The organism is Cohnella sp. OV330 (genome assembly GCF_900112065.1).
In the GTDB taxonomy this organism is placed as follows: Bacteria; Bacillota; Bacilli; order Paenibacillales; family Paenibacillaceae; genus Cohnella.
Window position 1 is genome coordinate 513,842 of sequence record NZ_FOKE01000005.1, and the last position, 13,679, is coordinate 527,520.

Consider the following 13,679-nt stretch of genomic DNA (forward strand, 5'->3'; position numbering starts at 1 on the left):
CTCCTTCAGCCGTCTTATGCCCGTTCTTCGTATGTTGCTGCGAACGCCTCGATGACGGCGTACGCGCTTCCCGGCAGTTCTTTGGCTTTTTTCTTGCATGCCGCGGCCAATCGCGACAGTTCCTCGTGACTGACGGTCCCCGAACCGTCCCAACGGATAACGGCAATCGACAGCGATACGCCAGGCTGCTGAACCGCGCCGCCATGCCTGTCCAGCACCGTCGTCGGGCGAGCCGTGCCGTACATCGGATCGACGCCGGCGTGGAACCGGTCGATGAAGGCGCGGCAGCGCGCTTCGGGATCGGGACGGTCGCTGATCGAGATAAAGTCGTCTCCCCCGATATGGCCCAGGAAATGATCGCTTCCGTCCTCCTGGTTCAGGCCCCCGTCGAGCACGGAAGCCGTATAACGGATCATATCGTCCCCGGCGCTATAGCCGTAGCTGTCGTTGAACCATTTAAAATAATCCAGATCCGCGTAATAAACACTGAACGGCTTGCGCATTTTGATGCGGGCTTCGATCTCCCGGCGGATGATATCCCCGCCAGGCAGTCCCGTAAGCGGGTTCACGCGCCGCGCCGCTTCGGCTTGCAGCGAAGCGAACGATTCGAGCAGCGCCTTGACGGTGACGCCGCCTACATACCTGCCCTGCTCGGTTACGATGACCGTATCGTAAAGCTGCGAGTCCGAACGATCCATGGCCAGACGGGCGACGGCTTCCACCTGCATGTCCGCATCCGCGACGAGCGGCGCGTTCTCCATGATCTTGTCGATCGTCCGGTTCCAATACAGCGGCATGCCAAACTTGGACGCTAACATCCGGTTCAGCCGGTCCCGCGTGATCAGTCCGCGCGGCTGTCCCGCGATCACGACGACGATGCTGTGGCTGTCCGGCTGTTCCTCGAACCACTCGGCGGCGGCCGAGACCGGCGTCTCGGGGGGCATGGCCGCCATCGCGGTCGCTAGCCGTCCGACCGTGAGTCCCGGCTCGCCCTCCGACCACGGTTCGGCCGCTTTGGCATCTGCCGTCTTTTTCGACGGCTTCACTGACGGCTCCGGAACTCTGGCTTTGGCTTCCGACAGCGATTTGTACGCGAGCGCGCCGGCCTCCAGCATGCCCTCCAGGAGCAGCTGCTCGGCGCTGTGTCCCTGGGCTCTCGGAGGCAGCAGGATATAGCCGAAGCCGATCGCGGCATCGTCACCCATATCCTCTGCGACGATGCCGCGAAGCTGCGCCTCGAGTTCGGGCCGGACGGCTTTCCGCCGGTTTTCGTCTTCCGGCAGCCGCACGGCCAGCAGCAGCAGACGCTCTCCTTGCCAGCCCCATAGGATCTGGGAACGGCCTTCCATCCAATGCTTCAGCTTTTTCTTCGGCCAGGTCGCTCTGTCGGGACCAAGCCGCCCTGCCAGCATGCCGACGTTTCCCTCGCGGGAGCCTCCGACGATCGTCCTGATGCATGCCGGATTCAGTAGACTTTTTACCCATTTGCTCATGGTAGCCGCCTCCGCTGACAACCTGCTTCTTACCTATTGTAGTCCTGAATCGTTAACGCAAGGTAATATTTACCGTCAGAAAATAAAAAAAATTGTCGATCACGGTCGAACTTCGAACTTGAGGCGCGCATTTGAGCATTAAAAAACCGCATGCAGCGCACGTGGCGCGGTTCATGCGGCTTCTTTGTTTTCGGATGGCAGGCTATTCGGCCAACCCGTTGCGGTGCGCGTAGATCGCCGCTTGGGTACGATCCTCGACGCCGAGTTTGCTGAACATATTGGTGAGATGGTACTTTACCGTCTTGATGCCGATGAACAGCTCGTCCGCGATCTCTTGATTGGACTTGCCCTGCGCGATCAGTTGAAGCACTTCCATCTCCCGGTCCGTCAGTTCCTCGTGAGGCTGGGCTTCGGTCTGCGCAGGCCGTCTGAACCGGTTCATCATCTTGGAGGCGACCTGCGACTCGAGCACGGATTGACCGCGGGCCGCAGCCCGGATCGCGTCCGCGATCTCGCTCGCCCTCGACGTCTTGAGCAGGTAGCTGAACGCGCCCGCCTCGATGACGGGATACATTTTCTCGTCGTCGAGAAAGCTCGTCAGTACGATGACGCGGCACTCCGGCTGCTGCTCGAGCAGACGGCGCGTGGTCTCGATGCCGTCCATGCCTTCCATGACCAGGTCCATCAGCACGACGTCCGGGTCATATGCTTTTGCGAGCCGCAGACCGTCTTGGCCGTTGCCGGCCTCTCCCACCACTTCGATACCTTCTTCGGTCCCCAGCACGGCGGCCAGTCCGATTCTCACCATCTCGTGATCATCGACCAGCAGCACTTTGATCGGCTGTTGCTCCGCCATCTTCCCACCCTCTCTCTTCCGTCATGATCGGCACCCGGATCTCGATGCGCGTGCCCTTGCCGGGCGCGCTGGCGATGTTCAGGGAACCGCCGAGCTCGTTCACCCGTTCTTCCATGCTGACGATCCCGTAAGAAGCATGCTTCTTCTCCTGGTTGAGATCGAAGCCGACGCCGTCGTCCCGGATCGCCAGTCTGACGGTGTCTCCTCTTCTATGTAAGGCGATGTCCATCTTGTTCGCGCGGGCGTGACGGAGCGTGTTGGACAGCGCTTCTTGCACCATGCGGAACAGATGGTTCTCGATGCCTTTGTTGAGCGGCAGGTCTTCGTCCATATCGAGCGAGATATCGATGTCGACTTTGGTCCGCATCTCCTTCACCAGCTCGGGCACCGCCTGGGACAGCCGCTTGCCCTCCAGATGGACGGGGCGCAGGTGCAGCAGCAGCGCCCTCATCTCGGACTGCGCGACCGACGACATCTCCTCGATGAGGGCGATCTGCCGCCTTGCCCGCTCGAAGTCCTGGTCCATCGTCCGCCCGACGGCGGTAGCCGTCATGGAGATGGCGAACAACTGCTGACTGACCGCGTCGTGCAGCTCGCGCGCGAGCCGTTGCCGCTCCTCGACGACCGCGCTCATGCGCGCCTTGGCCGCAAGCTCGGTATTGTTGGTCGACAGACGCTGCAGCGAGGCGACTTGCTCTTCCCACTTGCGGCTGAAGCGAACGAGCTGTTCGGCGAGCAGCCCGATCTCGTCCTTGCCCATGTTCGGCTGCGGCTGCACCGGGCTGCCCCGCTCCATCAGCAGCAGCGTATGCCGCATCTGCTCGATGCGGCTGCGCGTAGGCAGGCTTCTGAACAGACCGAAGCCGACGCCCGCTACGATGAGGACGCCGACTGCGGTGAGGCCGAAGGTGATGACGGTCGACCAGGACTCGAACGGAGCCGCGAGGCCCTGGCTTTCCAACAGGTAAATGACGACGAAGCCGATCCCGAGGGAGAACAGAACAGCTTCGCCGATATGACGCCAGACCATTGTTCGCTCCTCCTCAGATCGGCCTAATGCGAATGTTGCCGACGATATAGTTGAATTGCAGCTTGATCTGCTGATCCTGACGCGCGAGGCCCGGCGAGCTCCACGACATGCGCCGCATCATGCCGCCGTCGCCTTGACCGTCGATCGTCACCTGGCCGAGCAGCACGTTGGCCTCGACCTGCACCCCGTAGTCCTCGGGGACGACGATCTCGATATCGCCGACGATGCCTTGCAAGACGACGTTCGTCGCGTTTTCCTCGGGCACCGCGCCGGTCAGGTCCAGCCTGACCTCGCCGTACAGATGCCAGCAGCCCATCGAACGAAGTACCCAGCCGGGCCGGTCCTGCCTCATGTTGAGGATGAGCCTTGGCCTGCTGACGAAGCCGACGCGGTCGGACGGCCGCACGCGCAAAAAGTAGATCGCCGCGAGGATCAGTCCGATCGCGAGCACGAGTCCGATCTGGTTGACGACCAGCACGATGGCGCTGACGGCGATGACCGCGACCGACAACCGGCTTCGGTCCTGCCGATAGCGCTCGATGCCCAGCCACAGCAGGATGGCCGCGTTAACCGTCGCGAACCCCGCGATGGCGCCGACGGCCAGATAGAGTCCGGCGGCGATGAACACCAGCGACTTTTTGGACAAGTTCAGGTTTTTCATACCGGCCGCCTCCTCTCCGTAGGATCGTCTGTGCTGCGGCCTGTTGCCTCATTATCGCGGATAAAGCCATAACGGACGGGATCGTCCGTTATGGCCTTCGGCGAGCATCCTTGCTAGCATACCACATGTTTCCTGCGGCGTGAATGCCGCCAGTCGACGTTCCTTATTCGGCCGATGCGGACGGAGGCGCGATGCGGCTCTTCAGCGCGGCCAGCTCTTGGTCGACCTTCATGGCTTTGGCCGGATCGACGGAGGACGATGCGACGGACACGCCGCCGAACGGCGCGCCAGGCAGGCGGGCGACATCGGCTTCGGCTTCCAACTGCAGGATTTTCTCTTCCATCCGGTAGAAGCCGCGGGAAGCGTTGCCGCTCTCGATCGTGTGCGTCTGGCTCGTTTGCGCCAGCTGTTTGCGCGCCTTGGCCATTTGGGCGCGGGCGGCGAGCTCGTTGCGCTTGTTGCGCAGCTTATAGAATTCTTCCTTCATCTCGTGCAGCTGGCCGGTCAGCTCGGCGACTTGCGCGCTCGCTTGGGTATGCAGCTCTTGCAGGCTGTTTGCCTGGCCTTCGTAGTAGACCTTCTCTTCGAGCAGCTTGCGGGCGATGCCCTCGTTGCCGGAGAGCAGCGCTTGCTCGGCTTGGCCGATGCGCTCCGCGGAGATGCGAACCGCCTCGTCAAGACGCTGCTTCAGCCGGCGTTCTGCCGCCATCTGGCGCGCTACCGTCACTTCGGCGTCGCGAATCTCCACTTCCATGTCGCGAATATATTGGTTGAGCATCACGACCGGGTCTTCCAGTTTGTCCAGCAGCTCGTGCACCGATGCCTTCGTCATGTCCTTCATTCTTTGAAATACGCCCATTGTATTATTCTCCCTTCGATTGTTGTTCAAATTTGGTGATGCGGGCCTTCAGTTCTTCGATTTCCTTCTTCAGCGCCTTCTTCTCGATATCTTCCATCATCGCGTCGAGCGTCGATGCCGCTTGCGACGACGGAACGGCCGTCTGCGGAGCGGGCTTGGCTGCCGGTGCGGCAGGACCGGGACCGGGCCATGCGCCGCCGGCGTTCCAGGAGGAAGCGGGCGGAGCCGGCGGACGTTGTTGCGGAGGCGTCCAGCCGCCTTGCTGGGGAGGCGGCGCCCAGCCGCCATGGCCGGCATGCGGACCGCCGAAGGCGCTGCCGCCGCCGAAGTCCGAATCGCGGGGAATGATGAACCCGGCGATGATATAGACGAACAGCACGGTGCCGCCGGAGAAGACAGTCACGATGACGAGCAGGATTCGCAGCAGCGTCGCGTCAACGCCGAGGTAGTCGGCGAGTCCCGCGCACACCCCGAACAGCTTGCGGTCGCGGGTCGATCGGTACAGCTTGCGCATCGTTTACCCTCCTTGTTCCAGCTTGCGCTTCAGATTTTGCAGCTCGCGGTCCACGGCTTGGGAGACCACCGTGCCGGCCTGGTAGACGAGTTCCTGGCCCATGCGCCGCAAATCTCTGAGGCTCTTGGTCTCCAGCTCCATGTCCGTCAGCCGGTCGTCCACCTTGCGCAGCATTTGCGACGGATCGGCGCTCCCGGGTGCGAAGCGGGCGTTCAGCCTTTGTTGCAGCTTCAGCGACTCCATGCGGGCGATATAGAACTGCCTGCGGTCGTACACGCTGCGGTATTCGTCCCGCAGCTCCTGCAGCAGCTGCTCCAGCTCCAGCAGCTCGCCGCGGCTTTGCTCGTACAAGCCTTGATAGCGCTCCGACCGTTCTTCATGGGCGACCTTGTCGGCGAGCGCCAGCTTCGCGGCGTTCTCCTCGCCTGCCTTCAGCGCGGTCAGAGCTTGTTCCTCGCGGCGCTGCGCCCATAGCTGCGCGTCCTTCAGCTGCTTGTGCATCTGGTCGGTGTGGGCGGCGTATTGCCGCTGCAGCACCTCGCACTGGCAGATTTCTTGATGCGTCGACCAGAGGAACTGATCGATGAGTTTAACGGGGTCCTCCGCGTTGTCCAGCCTTTCGTTCAGCGTTGCGACCGTTATATCCCGCACTCGTTTGACTACGCTCATTGTTATGGATAACCTCCTTTGCTTACCATCTGCGGGTACGACCCGTTTTGCCGTTCAGCATCGATATGCCCAGCACGATCAGCCCGATCGCCGCGACCCAGAAGATCACGACCGACAGCTTGCCCAGGAGCATGAAGCCGCCGATGATGCCGATGACGATGCCGATCAGCCTGTAACCGTTGCGCCAAGCCATCACGCCGAGACCGATGATCGCGATCGGAATGAGCAGTCCGATGATCCATCCGACCAAGTGACCCAGCTTTCCGAAGAGTAAAAGCACGCCCAACGCGATCAGCACCACTGCCCAACCACTGTTCTTTTTCAACTCGTCTCACCCCTTTGCGTCGTTTCCTGTTTGCTTTACCTCACAAACTCATTGTAAACGTTAGGACGCCGCCGGATAACGGACCCGCGCACGGAATTGGCCCTGGACTGCAGTCGGGGGCCATCACGGTCTCAAGGTGCCAAGTTTTGCGGGGTACCTTTGGCCTTCTGTCTATGTTAGCGTTGTCTATACCATGTACGGGAGGTGTTTGGATGTTACGCAAACGCTTGATGATCGGGGCTGCCGGCCTGCTCGCGGCTTCGGCTGTATGGACGGCTCTGCCGGCTGCTTACGCTTCTGCCGCCGATGCGCCTGACATCGGCTCCGCTTGGACTTCAGAAGGCACGGCGCCCGCGACCGATGCTTCAGCCGGCAGTCCGACCGCTTCGGCATCCGACATTGAACGGATTATTCCAGAAGGCATGCATTATATAGGAACGCCTTACGAATACGGTTCCGACAGGAGCACCGACGCGACGTTCGACTGCTCGGACTTCGTCAAATGGATTTTCTCCCATGCTGCGGGAATCGAGCTGCCTTCGGATTCGCGCGGCCAAGGCGTTTATGTCAAGAATAAAGGTGCCTTCTCGAGCGATTGGCGGGCGCTTAAACGAGGAGATCTGATGTTCTTCATGTCCTATCGCGGCACGTCGGTTTCGGCTTACGGCGATTCGGTCAAGTCGAATGCGGAAATTACCCATGTTGCATTGTACCTGGGGGACGGCAAGATGCTGCAAACTTATTCGAAGGACAGCGGCGGCGTACGTATCGACACGATCGACGGCACGACCTGGGAAAAGCGATTTTTGTTCGGCGGCAGCGCCCTCTGATTCCTATTGATAAAGGCTCGGTCCCGTCATCCAGGGCCGAGCCTTTCTTATAGCCAAGTCCAGCTTGGAAACATCGCCGCCTGGCCTCGGTACACGCCTTTTTCGTCTATCAGGTTCCAGACCACGGCTTGCTCGATGCGGAACCTCTTGCCGCTGCCCGAGATTCTGACGCCTTCGTATCCGTCGGAATATCCTTTTTGCCTGACATTCTCCATAAAGGCTTCCCGGACGCTCTGCTCCAGAGGCTCCGCCGTCAGCCTGGAAGGCATCTCGGTAAACGTCTTCCAGCTCATTTCCCATAGCGACAGCGCGGTTCGGTTGCCGTAGTTCAGCACCGGATCCGACTCCGTCCCGTGAGACAACAATGCGAACGGCGCTTCGTACAGCAGCTCAGCCGCGCGCGGCTCCGACTCCGCAACAATCAACGATTTCCCTGTTAAATTGAGGTAACTGTCCATGAGCAACCGGCTGTGCCGCTCCAGCCATTCGCCATCCACTACGCGCATCCGTTCCTCGCCCCTTCCCATTTCCTCATTGTACTTCGGTTTCATCGGCGGTCAAGTTGGACAATAGGAAGTAGCCCGGGCAGGCTTCCTACCCGCGACCTAGCGTCGGTACGGATAGAATATCCGACGGATAGCGCACAATGACATTAACTTTCAAAGGAGGCATTCAAAATGAGCGAGTCCCCGCATATCATCGATAAGGAAGAGCAAGTCGATACGTCCAAGGTGGGCGATACCATCTCCAGGATCGACGCACCGAAAAAGGACGAGATCCTCCGCAACTTCGATTCGTTCAAAAGCTATCTGAACAGGCGAATCGCCCTTGGCGAATCGCTGGGTCTCTCCGAGGAGCAGCTCGCGCAGGTCGCGGAGAAGGTCGCGGACTATCTGGCCGAGCATGAGGATCCCCGCAACGCCGAGGAAAATCTGCTGCAGGAATTGTGGAAAGTCGGCGATCAGGACGAACGGCACAAGCTTGCGCATATGCTCGTGAAGCTGGCGCAGCAATCCTGATTTTCCCGCGTCTGCGAATCGCGTTCGACCGTCGTCGCGCTAGCGTTACGGCGGTCGATTCCTTACCCAGGCAAGGAGGAAAGGACGATGGACAAAAAAACGAAAAAGAAGACGCTGCGCTTTGCCGAAAATTTGTACTGCCGCTTTCAGGATGACGAAGTGCCCGCGATGGGCGCCCAGTTGACCTATTACTTAATCCTGGCGATATTTCCTTTCATGATCTTCCTTATCGCCTTGATCGGCTTCACGCCGTTTACGACCTGGGACCTGCTGGATGCCTTGAACAAGGTGCTGCCGCAATCGAACAGCCAGGTGCTTGTAGATTGGATCAAAAACATACAAGAAAATCGCAGCGGCGCACTGCTGTCTTTCGGGATCATCGGTTCGCTGTGGTCGGCCTCGAGCGGCATCAACGCCATCATCCGGGCGCTGAACAAAGCCTACGACGAGCCGGAGACCCGCCCGTTCTGGAAGGTTAAGGGCTTGTCGGTCATCGTGACGCTCGTCCTCACGCTCGTTATCTTCAGCAGCCTGGCCTTGCTCGTATTCGGCCGCTGGCTCGGAGAATGGATTTTCAAGACGTTCGCGCTTCCCGACTTTTTCGATGAAGTATGGTCCGTGGCGCAGTTCGTCATTCCGATCGCCATCATCGCGCTCGTGTTCACCGCCATGTACAAGTACGTGCCCAACCGGCATTTGAAATTCAAAGAAGTTCTTCCGGGCGCGCTCGTAGCAACGATCGGCTGGATTGTCGCATCGGGACTGTTCGCTTTTTACGTCAGCAACTTCGCCAACTATACGAAAACGTACGGCAGTCTGGGCGGCATTATCGTACTGCTCACCTGGCTCTACATCAGCAGTATCATCGTCGTGCTGGGCGGCGAGGTCAACGCGACGCTCGCATTCGACCGTGAAGGCAAGAACAAGCCGGAATGCAAAAAGTATACGCACTCCATCACGAATGCCTGGAAAAAAGTCAAAAACTGGCGCTCGCCTAAACGAGGCGACAAGGGTAAAAAAGTGCCGCCCCATGTGCACACTTAAAGCACTGGCTTGCTGCATCGGTTCCTACGGGATTCGGAAATGCCGCCTTGCTATCGGACTCGTCCTTTGCTGGCCGCTTTATGCAGTACAGGCTTCGAAGTCTGGATACGGGTTGAATATAAACGGGCCGGAATGTGGATTCCGGCCCTCTTCCTGTTCGCTATGCGGTGTCGCGGATTTCCGTGCCCGTTATCGCGGCAAACCATCTATGCTGCCGGCTTCCGCAGTTCTCTCCCGATGGGCCAGGTAGAACAGCAATCCCGTACATATCGTTCCGCCCGCAAAGTTGCCCAACAATACCGGAATCCAGTTCCACACGAGTATGTCAGCAAACGAGTAGTTAGCGCCAAGCATGAGGCCCGCAGGCAAGAGAAACATATTGACGATCAAGTGCTCGAAGCCTTGTCCGAAAAACAGCAGGATCGGCATCCACATCGCCGCGATCTTTCCGATCGTCGACGTGGAGGACAAGCTCATGATAACGCCGAGCGCGACCATCCAGTTGCAGAGCATCGCCTTGACGAAAGCCAGCATCCAGCCGTCGGCGCCCAGATGGCTATAGGCATTCGTCTTGCCTTCCGCCGCCGAGATGACCGCTTGCACGAGCGGGTTGCTCATATCGTGGCCCATCTTCGTGACAGCCATCGTGTACAACGCCGCGTATAGTCCCGCGCCGATTACGTGCCCGATGAGCGCCCATGCGAAGCTCGAGGCCATTTTGCCCGCGCTCGTCCGTCCTTTAAGCACGGCCAGCGGAAGCGCCGCGAAGCTCCCGGTTACGAGCTCCAAGCCCATCAGCAGGATAAGGACGAAGCCGACGGGAAACAGGACGGCGCCGGCGATCGGCAGGTTCGTCTGTACGGAAGCGGTGAAGGCCAGGGTCGTCGCGCATCCGAGTATCGCGCCGGCCAATCCGCTCCGAACGAGCTTTTGCGTCACAGGCAACTTGGATTTTGCTTCCCCCAATGCAATCAAGCTCTCCAACATCTGACTCGGCTTCACATAATCCATGCCAACGCCCCCTAAGCTGCTGCCGCACGAGGCCTATCCAGCTTCGGCCGGCTTCTTTGCTTCATTATAGGCAAGGGGGCGCAGCTGCGCTGTGACTAACTTAACAAGGGTAAAACTTATTTGCTTACTTCAGTCGCTACTTTACCTTCAAGCGTCAATTCCTTCGACCGAAGAAATTGTACTCGCTGGTATAAGAGATTCGTAACGCGTGTGCGTCGATTCGGCATATTGCTTCGCCTGGCTTGGATCCCTGCCTAGAACATTCGCATTAATTAAAAAAGACAGCCGTGGGCTGTCTCTGAACGATTGCATTATGTAGCGGTGAACGCGGCGCAGCCTACCGATCTTGACAGATGAGCAGCTCATAACACGCCTCGTTCCCTTCCTGAATTGCGATTGCAGCGACGACAATCTTTACGGTCTCGGCCCTGCCCGATTTTAATGTAAATCGGCCCTCTTCGACCTTGCCGTTAAGACGTAGACTCGGGCTGAAATGAAGCTGGTACAGGATCTGACTTGCTCTCGTTAAGATCGATTCGAATCGGATGCCTGTCAGCGCATGCGGCGTAAAGCCGAACAATCTGCAAAACGCCTCATCGGCTTCCTGAATGAGATCATCCTGCATGAGTAGGAGCCGACCTACCGTCGAGACGCCCCCATACCCATCGTTCGTAACCGGTGCGCTCAAGCTCCTGCGACCTTATCTATCCCGGCATATACTTCACGGAGATATTCGGATATAAGAGCGATGGTCTCATCCGGATGACTGACATGAGGGCAATGACCGGTCGCCTCCATCATTCGAAATGAACTGCCGCGGATCTTCTGATGCATATAGGCGCCTACTTCCAACGGTGCAATCACATCCTCCGTGCACTGCATGATAAGAGTAGGGGTCTCCACCTTCGGCAGTACGTACCGGTAGTCCGATAGAAAGGTCGCTCTAGCGAAAATGCCCGCAATCTCCGGGTCCACTTTACAGAAGCTTTCTTCCAACTCCATTGCGAGAGCCGGACGGTCCGAATTCCCCATGATGACCGGTGCCAGGTAACCCGACCATTGCTTGTAGTTGGAAGCCATGAGTCCCAGCAATCCTTCGATATCCTCGCGCTCAAATCCGCCGATATAATCCGGCAAATCGTTTATATATCGAGGAGACGGTCCGATCAGTACAAGCTGCTCGAACATCGCCGGAGACTGTATCGAAGCAAGAATGCCGATTAATGCTGCGACCGAATGTCCGACATAGACCACATTTTCAAGCTCCAACGCTTCGCATATTTCCAGCACGTCCGCTGCGTATCCTGACAAATCGCTGTAACGAACGGGATCATAAGCGTTCTTGTCCGAGTCTCCAGAACCCACGAAGTCAAACAATACGATCTTCCATTGGTCCTCAAAGGAAGGGGCGACAAATCTCCACATGCTCTGATCGCAACCGAATCCGTGCGCGAAGACAATCACCTTGTCGCCATTTCCTTTTACGGTCACATTGTTCCTGTTGAGAACATCACGCTTGTCCGGCATGCCAAACCTCCCGAGTATGAATTCCGATGATGTCGAGCGGTTGTTTCAAGTATAACTTATTATACTACTTTGCATCCAAATGCGACAATTCGCCGCAAATCCGCTTCTATTAAAAAACAGACGATCGCTCCTCCGATCGCCTGTCTCAACCTGCATTTTCTATTAAAAATAAAAAACAAGAAATCATAGATTTCTTGAATTCGTTGTTATGGTGCCGGTGAAGGGACTCGAACCCCCACTCCCTCTCGAGAAGCGGATTTTGAGTCCGCCGCGTCTGCCATTCCGCCACACCGGCATATTAAAATTTGGTTTAAAATAAAAAAATGGCGCGCCCTAAGAGATTCGAACTCCTGGCCTTTAGATTCGTAGTCTAACGCTCTATCCAGCTGAGCTAAGGGCGCGAATATGAAGTTGGAGGCGCCACCCAGACTCGAACTGGGGGTAGAGCTTTTGCAGAGCTCTGCCTTACCACTTGGCTATGGCGCCAAGAACTTAGATGGAGCGGAAAACGGGATTCGAACCCGCGACCTTCTCGTTGGCAACGAGATGCTCTACCACTGAGCTATTTCCGCAAAATGGCTGGGGATCTAGGGATCGAACCTAGGAATGACGGAGTCAAAGTCCGTTGCCTTACCGCTTGGCTAATCCCCAGTAAGGTAAAGATGGGGCGACCGAGGGGAATTGAACCCCCGAGTGTCGGATCCACAAACCGATGCGTTAACCACTTCGCCACGGTCGCCATATTACCAAGTTTCATTGGCAGGGGCAGCAGGAATTGAACCCACACTAACGGTTTTGGAGACCGCTGTTCTACCTTTAAACTATGCCCCTATAATGTTAAGGTAAAACTGGTGGAGGATGATGGATTTGAACCACCGAACCCGAAGGAACAGATTTACAGTCTGCCGCGTTTGGCCACTTCGCTAATCCTCCATGACTGTAAAACAAATGGTGCCGTCGAGAGGACTTGAACCCCCAACCTACTGATTACAAGTCAGTTGCTCTACCAATTGAGCTACAACGGCGTATACATAAGGCATTACTCAGATGGTGGCTCGGGACGGAATCGAACCGCCGACACGAGGATTTTCAGTCCTCTGCTCTACCAACTGAGCTACCGAGCCATTTTACAATCTTTCGAAGAAAGAAAATGGCGGAGCTGACGGGATTCGAACCCGCGGTCTCCTGCGTGACAGGCAGGCATGTTAGGCCTCTACACCACAGCTCCATGTGGGATCTCGGATAACTCCGGGATAAAGTTGGTTGCGGGGGCAGGATTTGAACCTGCGGCCTTCGGGTTATGAGCCCGACGAGCTACCGGGCTGCTCCACCCCGCGTCGTAAGCAAGTCTTACTATTTTGGCGACGTTTCATATCATAACCGATATCGCCTTATTCATGCAAGCCCTTTACCAAAATATTTTTGATTCAGGCTTGGTAAAGATGGTGACCCGTGGGGGAATCGAACCCCCGTTACCTCCGTGAAAGGGAGGTGTCTTAACCGCTTGACCAACGGGCCGCATGCAAGTAAGTAACTGGCGGAGAGAGAGGGATTCGAACCCTCGAGACGCTTGTGACGCCTACACGATTTCCAATCGTGCTCCTTCGACCAAACTCGGACATCTCTCCATGATGGCTCCCCGAACAGGACTCGAACCTGTGACAACTCGATTAACAGTCGAGTGCTCTACCAACTGAGCTATCAGGGAATATATGAAATTGTGCTGCTCGGCCTGGCGACGTCCTACTCTCCCAGGACCCTGCGGTCCAAGTACCATTGGCGCTGGAGGGCTTAACGGTCGTGTTCGAGATGGGTACGCGTGGGACCCCTCCGCCATTACC

At 57.6% G+C, this 13,679-nt stretch carries 14 protein-coding genes, 15 tRNA genes and 1 rRNA gene; 3 read left to right on the forward strand and 27 right to left on the reverse strand.

What is annotated here, in order from left to right; translation table 11 throughout:
- Positions 1 to 14: 14 nt before the first annotated feature.
- The 8 genes from BM235_RS15020 to BM235_RS15055 all read right to left on the reverse strand — a co-directional run bounded on the left by BM235_RS15020 (position 15) and on the right by BM235_RS15055 (position 6,407).
- Complete coding sequence (locus BM235_RS15020) at positions 15 to 1,493, reverse strand: diguanylate cyclase domain-containing protein (protein WP_090114573.1); 1,479 nt, start codon at positions 1,491 to 1,493, stop codon at positions 15 to 17.
- 202 nt (positions 1,494 to 1,695) lie between these two features.
- On the reverse strand, positions 1,696 to 2,349 hold the full coding sequence (locus tag BM235_RS15025) for a response regulator (RefSeq protein WP_090114575.1): 654 nt from the start codon (positions 2,347 to 2,349) through the stop codon (positions 1,696 to 1,698).
- On the reverse strand, positions 2,309 to 3,379 hold the full coding sequence (locus BM235_RS15030) for a sensor histidine kinase (RefSeq protein WP_090114577.1): 1,071 nt from the start codon (positions 3,377 to 3,379) through the stop codon (positions 2,309 to 2,311). Before BM235_RS15030 ends, BM235_RS15025 begins: the two co-directional genes overlap by 41 nt.
- Before the next feature lie 13 nt (positions 3,380 to 3,392).
- A complete protein-coding gene (liaF, locus tag BM235_RS15035; protein ID WP_090114579.1) occupies positions 3,393 to 4,040 on the reverse strand; it encodes a cell wall-active antibiotics response protein LiaF in 648 nt (215 codons plus the stop codon).
- Between the two features lie 163 nt (positions 4,041 to 4,203).
- Complete coding sequence (locus BM235_RS15040; RefSeq protein WP_090114581.1) at positions 4,204 to 4,899, reverse strand: PspA/IM30 family protein; 696 nt, start codon at positions 4,897 to 4,899, stop codon at positions 4,204 to 4,206.
- A gap of 4 nt (positions 4,900 to 4,903) precedes the next feature.
- Positions 4,904 to 5,413, reverse strand: coding sequence for a PspC domain-containing protein (locus BM235_RS15045; RefSeq protein WP_090114583.1), 510 nt, complete (start codon positions 5,411 to 5,413; stop codon positions 4,904 to 4,906).
- Between the two features lie 3 nt (positions 5,414 to 5,416).
- Positions 5,417 to 6,082 (reverse strand): PspA/IM30 family protein, encoded by a 666-nt coding sequence (locus BM235_RS15050; RefSeq protein ID WP_090114586.1) that lies wholly within the window; start codon positions 6,080 to 6,082, stop codon positions 5,417 to 5,419.
- Between the two features lie 22 nt (positions 6,083 to 6,104).
- The gene (locus BM235_RS15055; RefSeq protein ID WP_090114588.1) at positions 6,105 to 6,407 is read right to left on the reverse strand and encodes a hypothetical protein; all 303 of its coding nucleotides are present in this window, start codon (positions 6,405 to 6,407) and stop codon (positions 6,105 to 6,107) included.
- A 212-nt stretch (positions 6,408 to 6,619) separates the two neighbouring features.
- On the opposite strand from BM235_RS15055, the gene BM235_RS15060 reads away from it, so the two are divergent.
- The gene (locus BM235_RS15060; protein ID WP_255374385.1) at positions 6,620 to 7,237 is read left to right on the forward strand and encodes a C40 family peptidase; all 618 of its coding nucleotides are present in this window, start codon (positions 6,620 to 6,622) and stop codon (positions 7,235 to 7,237) included.
- 47 nt (positions 7,238 to 7,284) lie between these two features.
- Here the strand turns inward: BM235_RS15060 and BM235_RS15065 are convergent, their stop codons facing one another.
- Positions 7,285 to 7,743: an MEKHLA domain-containing protein gene (locus BM235_RS15065; RefSeq protein ID WP_090114592.1), complete on the reverse strand. Its 459-nt coding sequence runs from the start codon at positions 7,741 to 7,743 to the stop codon at positions 7,285 to 7,287.
- A 171-nt stretch (positions 7,744 to 7,914) separates the two neighbouring features.
- Between BM235_RS15065 and BM235_RS15070 the strand changes: the two genes are divergently transcribed.
- A complete protein-coding gene (locus BM235_RS15070) occupies positions 7,915 to 8,256 on the forward strand; it encodes a DUF3243 domain-containing protein (RefSeq protein ID WP_090114595.1) in 342 nt (113 codons plus the stop codon).
- Between the two features lie 87 nt (positions 8,257 to 8,343).
- Entirely contained in the window at positions 8,344 to 9,300 is a 957-nt protein-coding gene (locus tag BM235_RS15075) for a YihY/virulence factor BrkB family protein (RefSeq protein WP_090114597.1), read from the forward strand.
- Positions 9,301 to 9,489: 189 nt separating this feature from the next.
- On the opposite strand, the gene BM235_RS15080 is transcribed toward BM235_RS15075, so the two are convergent.
- From BM235_RS15080 to rrf, 18 genes are all read right to left on the reverse strand, one after another.
- Positions 9,490 to 10,311, reverse strand: a complete 822-nt coding sequence (locus BM235_RS15080) for a formate/nitrite transporter family protein (protein ID WP_090114599.1) — start codon at positions 10,309 to 10,311, stop codon at positions 9,490 to 9,492.
- A 684-nt stretch (positions 10,312 to 10,995) separates the two neighbouring features.
- Entirely contained in the window at positions 10,996 to 11,838 is an 843-nt protein-coding gene (locus tag BM235_RS15090; protein ID WP_090114603.1) for an alpha/beta fold hydrolase, read from the reverse strand.
- A 209-nt stretch (positions 11,839 to 12,047) separates the two neighbouring features.
- A tRNA-Leu gene (locus BM235_RS15095) sits at positions 12,048 to 12,133 on the reverse strand.
- 29 nt (positions 12,134 to 12,162) lie between these two features.
- A tRNA-Arg gene (locus BM235_RS15100) sits at positions 12,163 to 12,239 on the reverse strand.
- 11 nt (positions 12,240 to 12,250) lie between these two features.
- Positions 12,251 to 12,324, reverse strand: a tRNA-Cys gene (locus tag BM235_RS15105).
- An 11-nt stretch (positions 12,325 to 12,335) separates the two neighbouring features.
- Positions 12,336 to 12,410, reverse strand: a tRNA-Gly gene (locus BM235_RS15110).
- A gap of 4 nt (positions 12,411 to 12,414) precedes the next feature.
- Positions 12,415 to 12,489 (reverse strand) — tRNA-Gln (locus BM235_RS15115).
- A 12-nt stretch (positions 12,490 to 12,501) separates the two neighbouring features.
- Positions 12,502 to 12,577: transfer RNA gene (locus BM235_RS15120), tRNA-His, on the reverse strand.
- Positions 12,578 to 12,595: 18 nt separating this feature from the next.
- Positions 12,596 to 12,669, reverse strand: a tRNA-Trp gene (locus tag BM235_RS15125).
- A gap of 18 nt (positions 12,670 to 12,687) precedes the next feature.
- Positions 12,688 to 12,771: transfer RNA gene (locus BM235_RS15130), tRNA-Tyr, on the reverse strand.
- 16 nt (positions 12,772 to 12,787) lie between these two features.
- A tRNA-Thr gene (locus tag BM235_RS15135) sits at positions 12,788 to 12,863 on the reverse strand.
- 23 nt (positions 12,864 to 12,886) lie between these two features.
- A tRNA-Phe gene (locus BM235_RS15140) sits at positions 12,887 to 12,962 on the reverse strand.
- 27 nt (positions 12,963 to 12,989) lie between these two features.
- A tRNA-Asp gene (locus BM235_RS15145) sits at positions 12,990 to 13,066 on the reverse strand.
- 32 nt (positions 13,067 to 13,098) lie between these two features.
- Positions 13,099 to 13,175: transfer RNA gene (locus BM235_RS15150), tRNA-Met, on the reverse strand.
- A 106-nt stretch (positions 13,176 to 13,281) separates the two neighbouring features.
- Positions 13,282 to 13,356 (reverse strand) — tRNA-Glu (locus BM235_RS15155).
- 17 nt (positions 13,357 to 13,373) lie between these two features.
- Positions 13,374 to 13,466: transfer RNA gene (locus tag BM235_RS15160), tRNA-Ser, on the reverse strand.
- A gap of 4 nt (positions 13,467 to 13,470) precedes the next feature.
- Positions 13,471 to 13,546 (reverse strand) — tRNA-Asn (locus tag BM235_RS15165).
- A gap of 22 nt (positions 13,547 to 13,568) precedes the next feature.
- A 5S ribosomal RNA gene (gene rrf, locus BM235_RS15170) occupies positions 13,569 to 13,679 on the reverse strand; the annotation flags it as partial.

Excerpts from the sequence above, each read along its gene's own strand:
- BM235_RS15020 (WP_090114573.1), bottom strand. The coding sequence starts at position 1,493 with ATGAGCAAATGGGTAAAAAGTCTACTGAATCCGGCATGCATCAGGACG.
- BM235_RS15025 (WP_090114575.1), bottom strand. The coding sequence starts at position 2,349 with ATGGCGGAGCAACAGCCGATCAAAGTGCTGCTGGTCGATGATCACGAG.
- BM235_RS15030 (WP_090114577.1), bottom strand. The coding sequence starts at position 3,379 with ATGGTCTGGCGTCATATCGGCGAAGCTGTTCTGTTCTCCCTCGGGATC.
- liaF (WP_090114579.1), bottom strand. The coding sequence starts at position 4,040 with ATGAAAAACCTGAACTTGTCCAAAAAGTCGCTGGTGTTCATCGCCGCC.
- BM235_RS15040 (WP_090114581.1), bottom strand. The coding sequence starts at position 4,899 with ATGGGCGTATTTCAAAGAATGAAGGACATGACGAAGGCATCGGTGCAC.
- BM235_RS15045 (WP_090114583.1), bottom strand. The coding sequence starts at position 5,413 with ATGCGCAAGCTGTACCGATCGACCCGCGACCGCAAGCTGTTCGGGGTG.
- BM235_RS15050 (WP_090114586.1), bottom strand. The coding sequence starts at position 6,082 with ATGAGCGTAGTCAAACGAGTGCGGGATATAACGGTCGCAACGCTGAAC.
- BM235_RS15060 (WP_255374385.1), top strand. The coding sequence starts at position 6,620 with ATGTTACGCAAACGCTTGATGATCGGGGCTGCCGGCCTGCTCGCGGCT.
- BM235_RS15065 (WP_090114592.1), bottom strand. The coding sequence starts at position 7,743 with ATGCGCGTAGTGGATGGCGAATGGCTGGAGCGGCACAGCCGGTTGCTC.
- BM235_RS15070 (WP_090114595.1), top strand. The coding sequence starts at position 7,915 with ATGAGCGAGTCCCCGCATATCATCGATAAGGAAGAGCAAGTCGATACG.
- BM235_RS15075 (WP_090114597.1), top strand. The coding sequence starts at position 8,344 with ATGGACAAAAAAACGAAAAAGAAGACGCTGCGCTTTGCCGAAAATTTG.
- BM235_RS15080 (WP_090114599.1), bottom strand. The coding sequence starts at position 10,311 with ATGGATTATGTGAAGCCGAGTCAGATGTTGGAGAGCTTGATTGCATTG.
- BM235_RS15090 (WP_090114603.1), bottom strand. The coding sequence starts at position 11,838 with ATGCCGGACAAGCGTGATGTTCTCAACAGGAACAATGTGACCGTAAAA.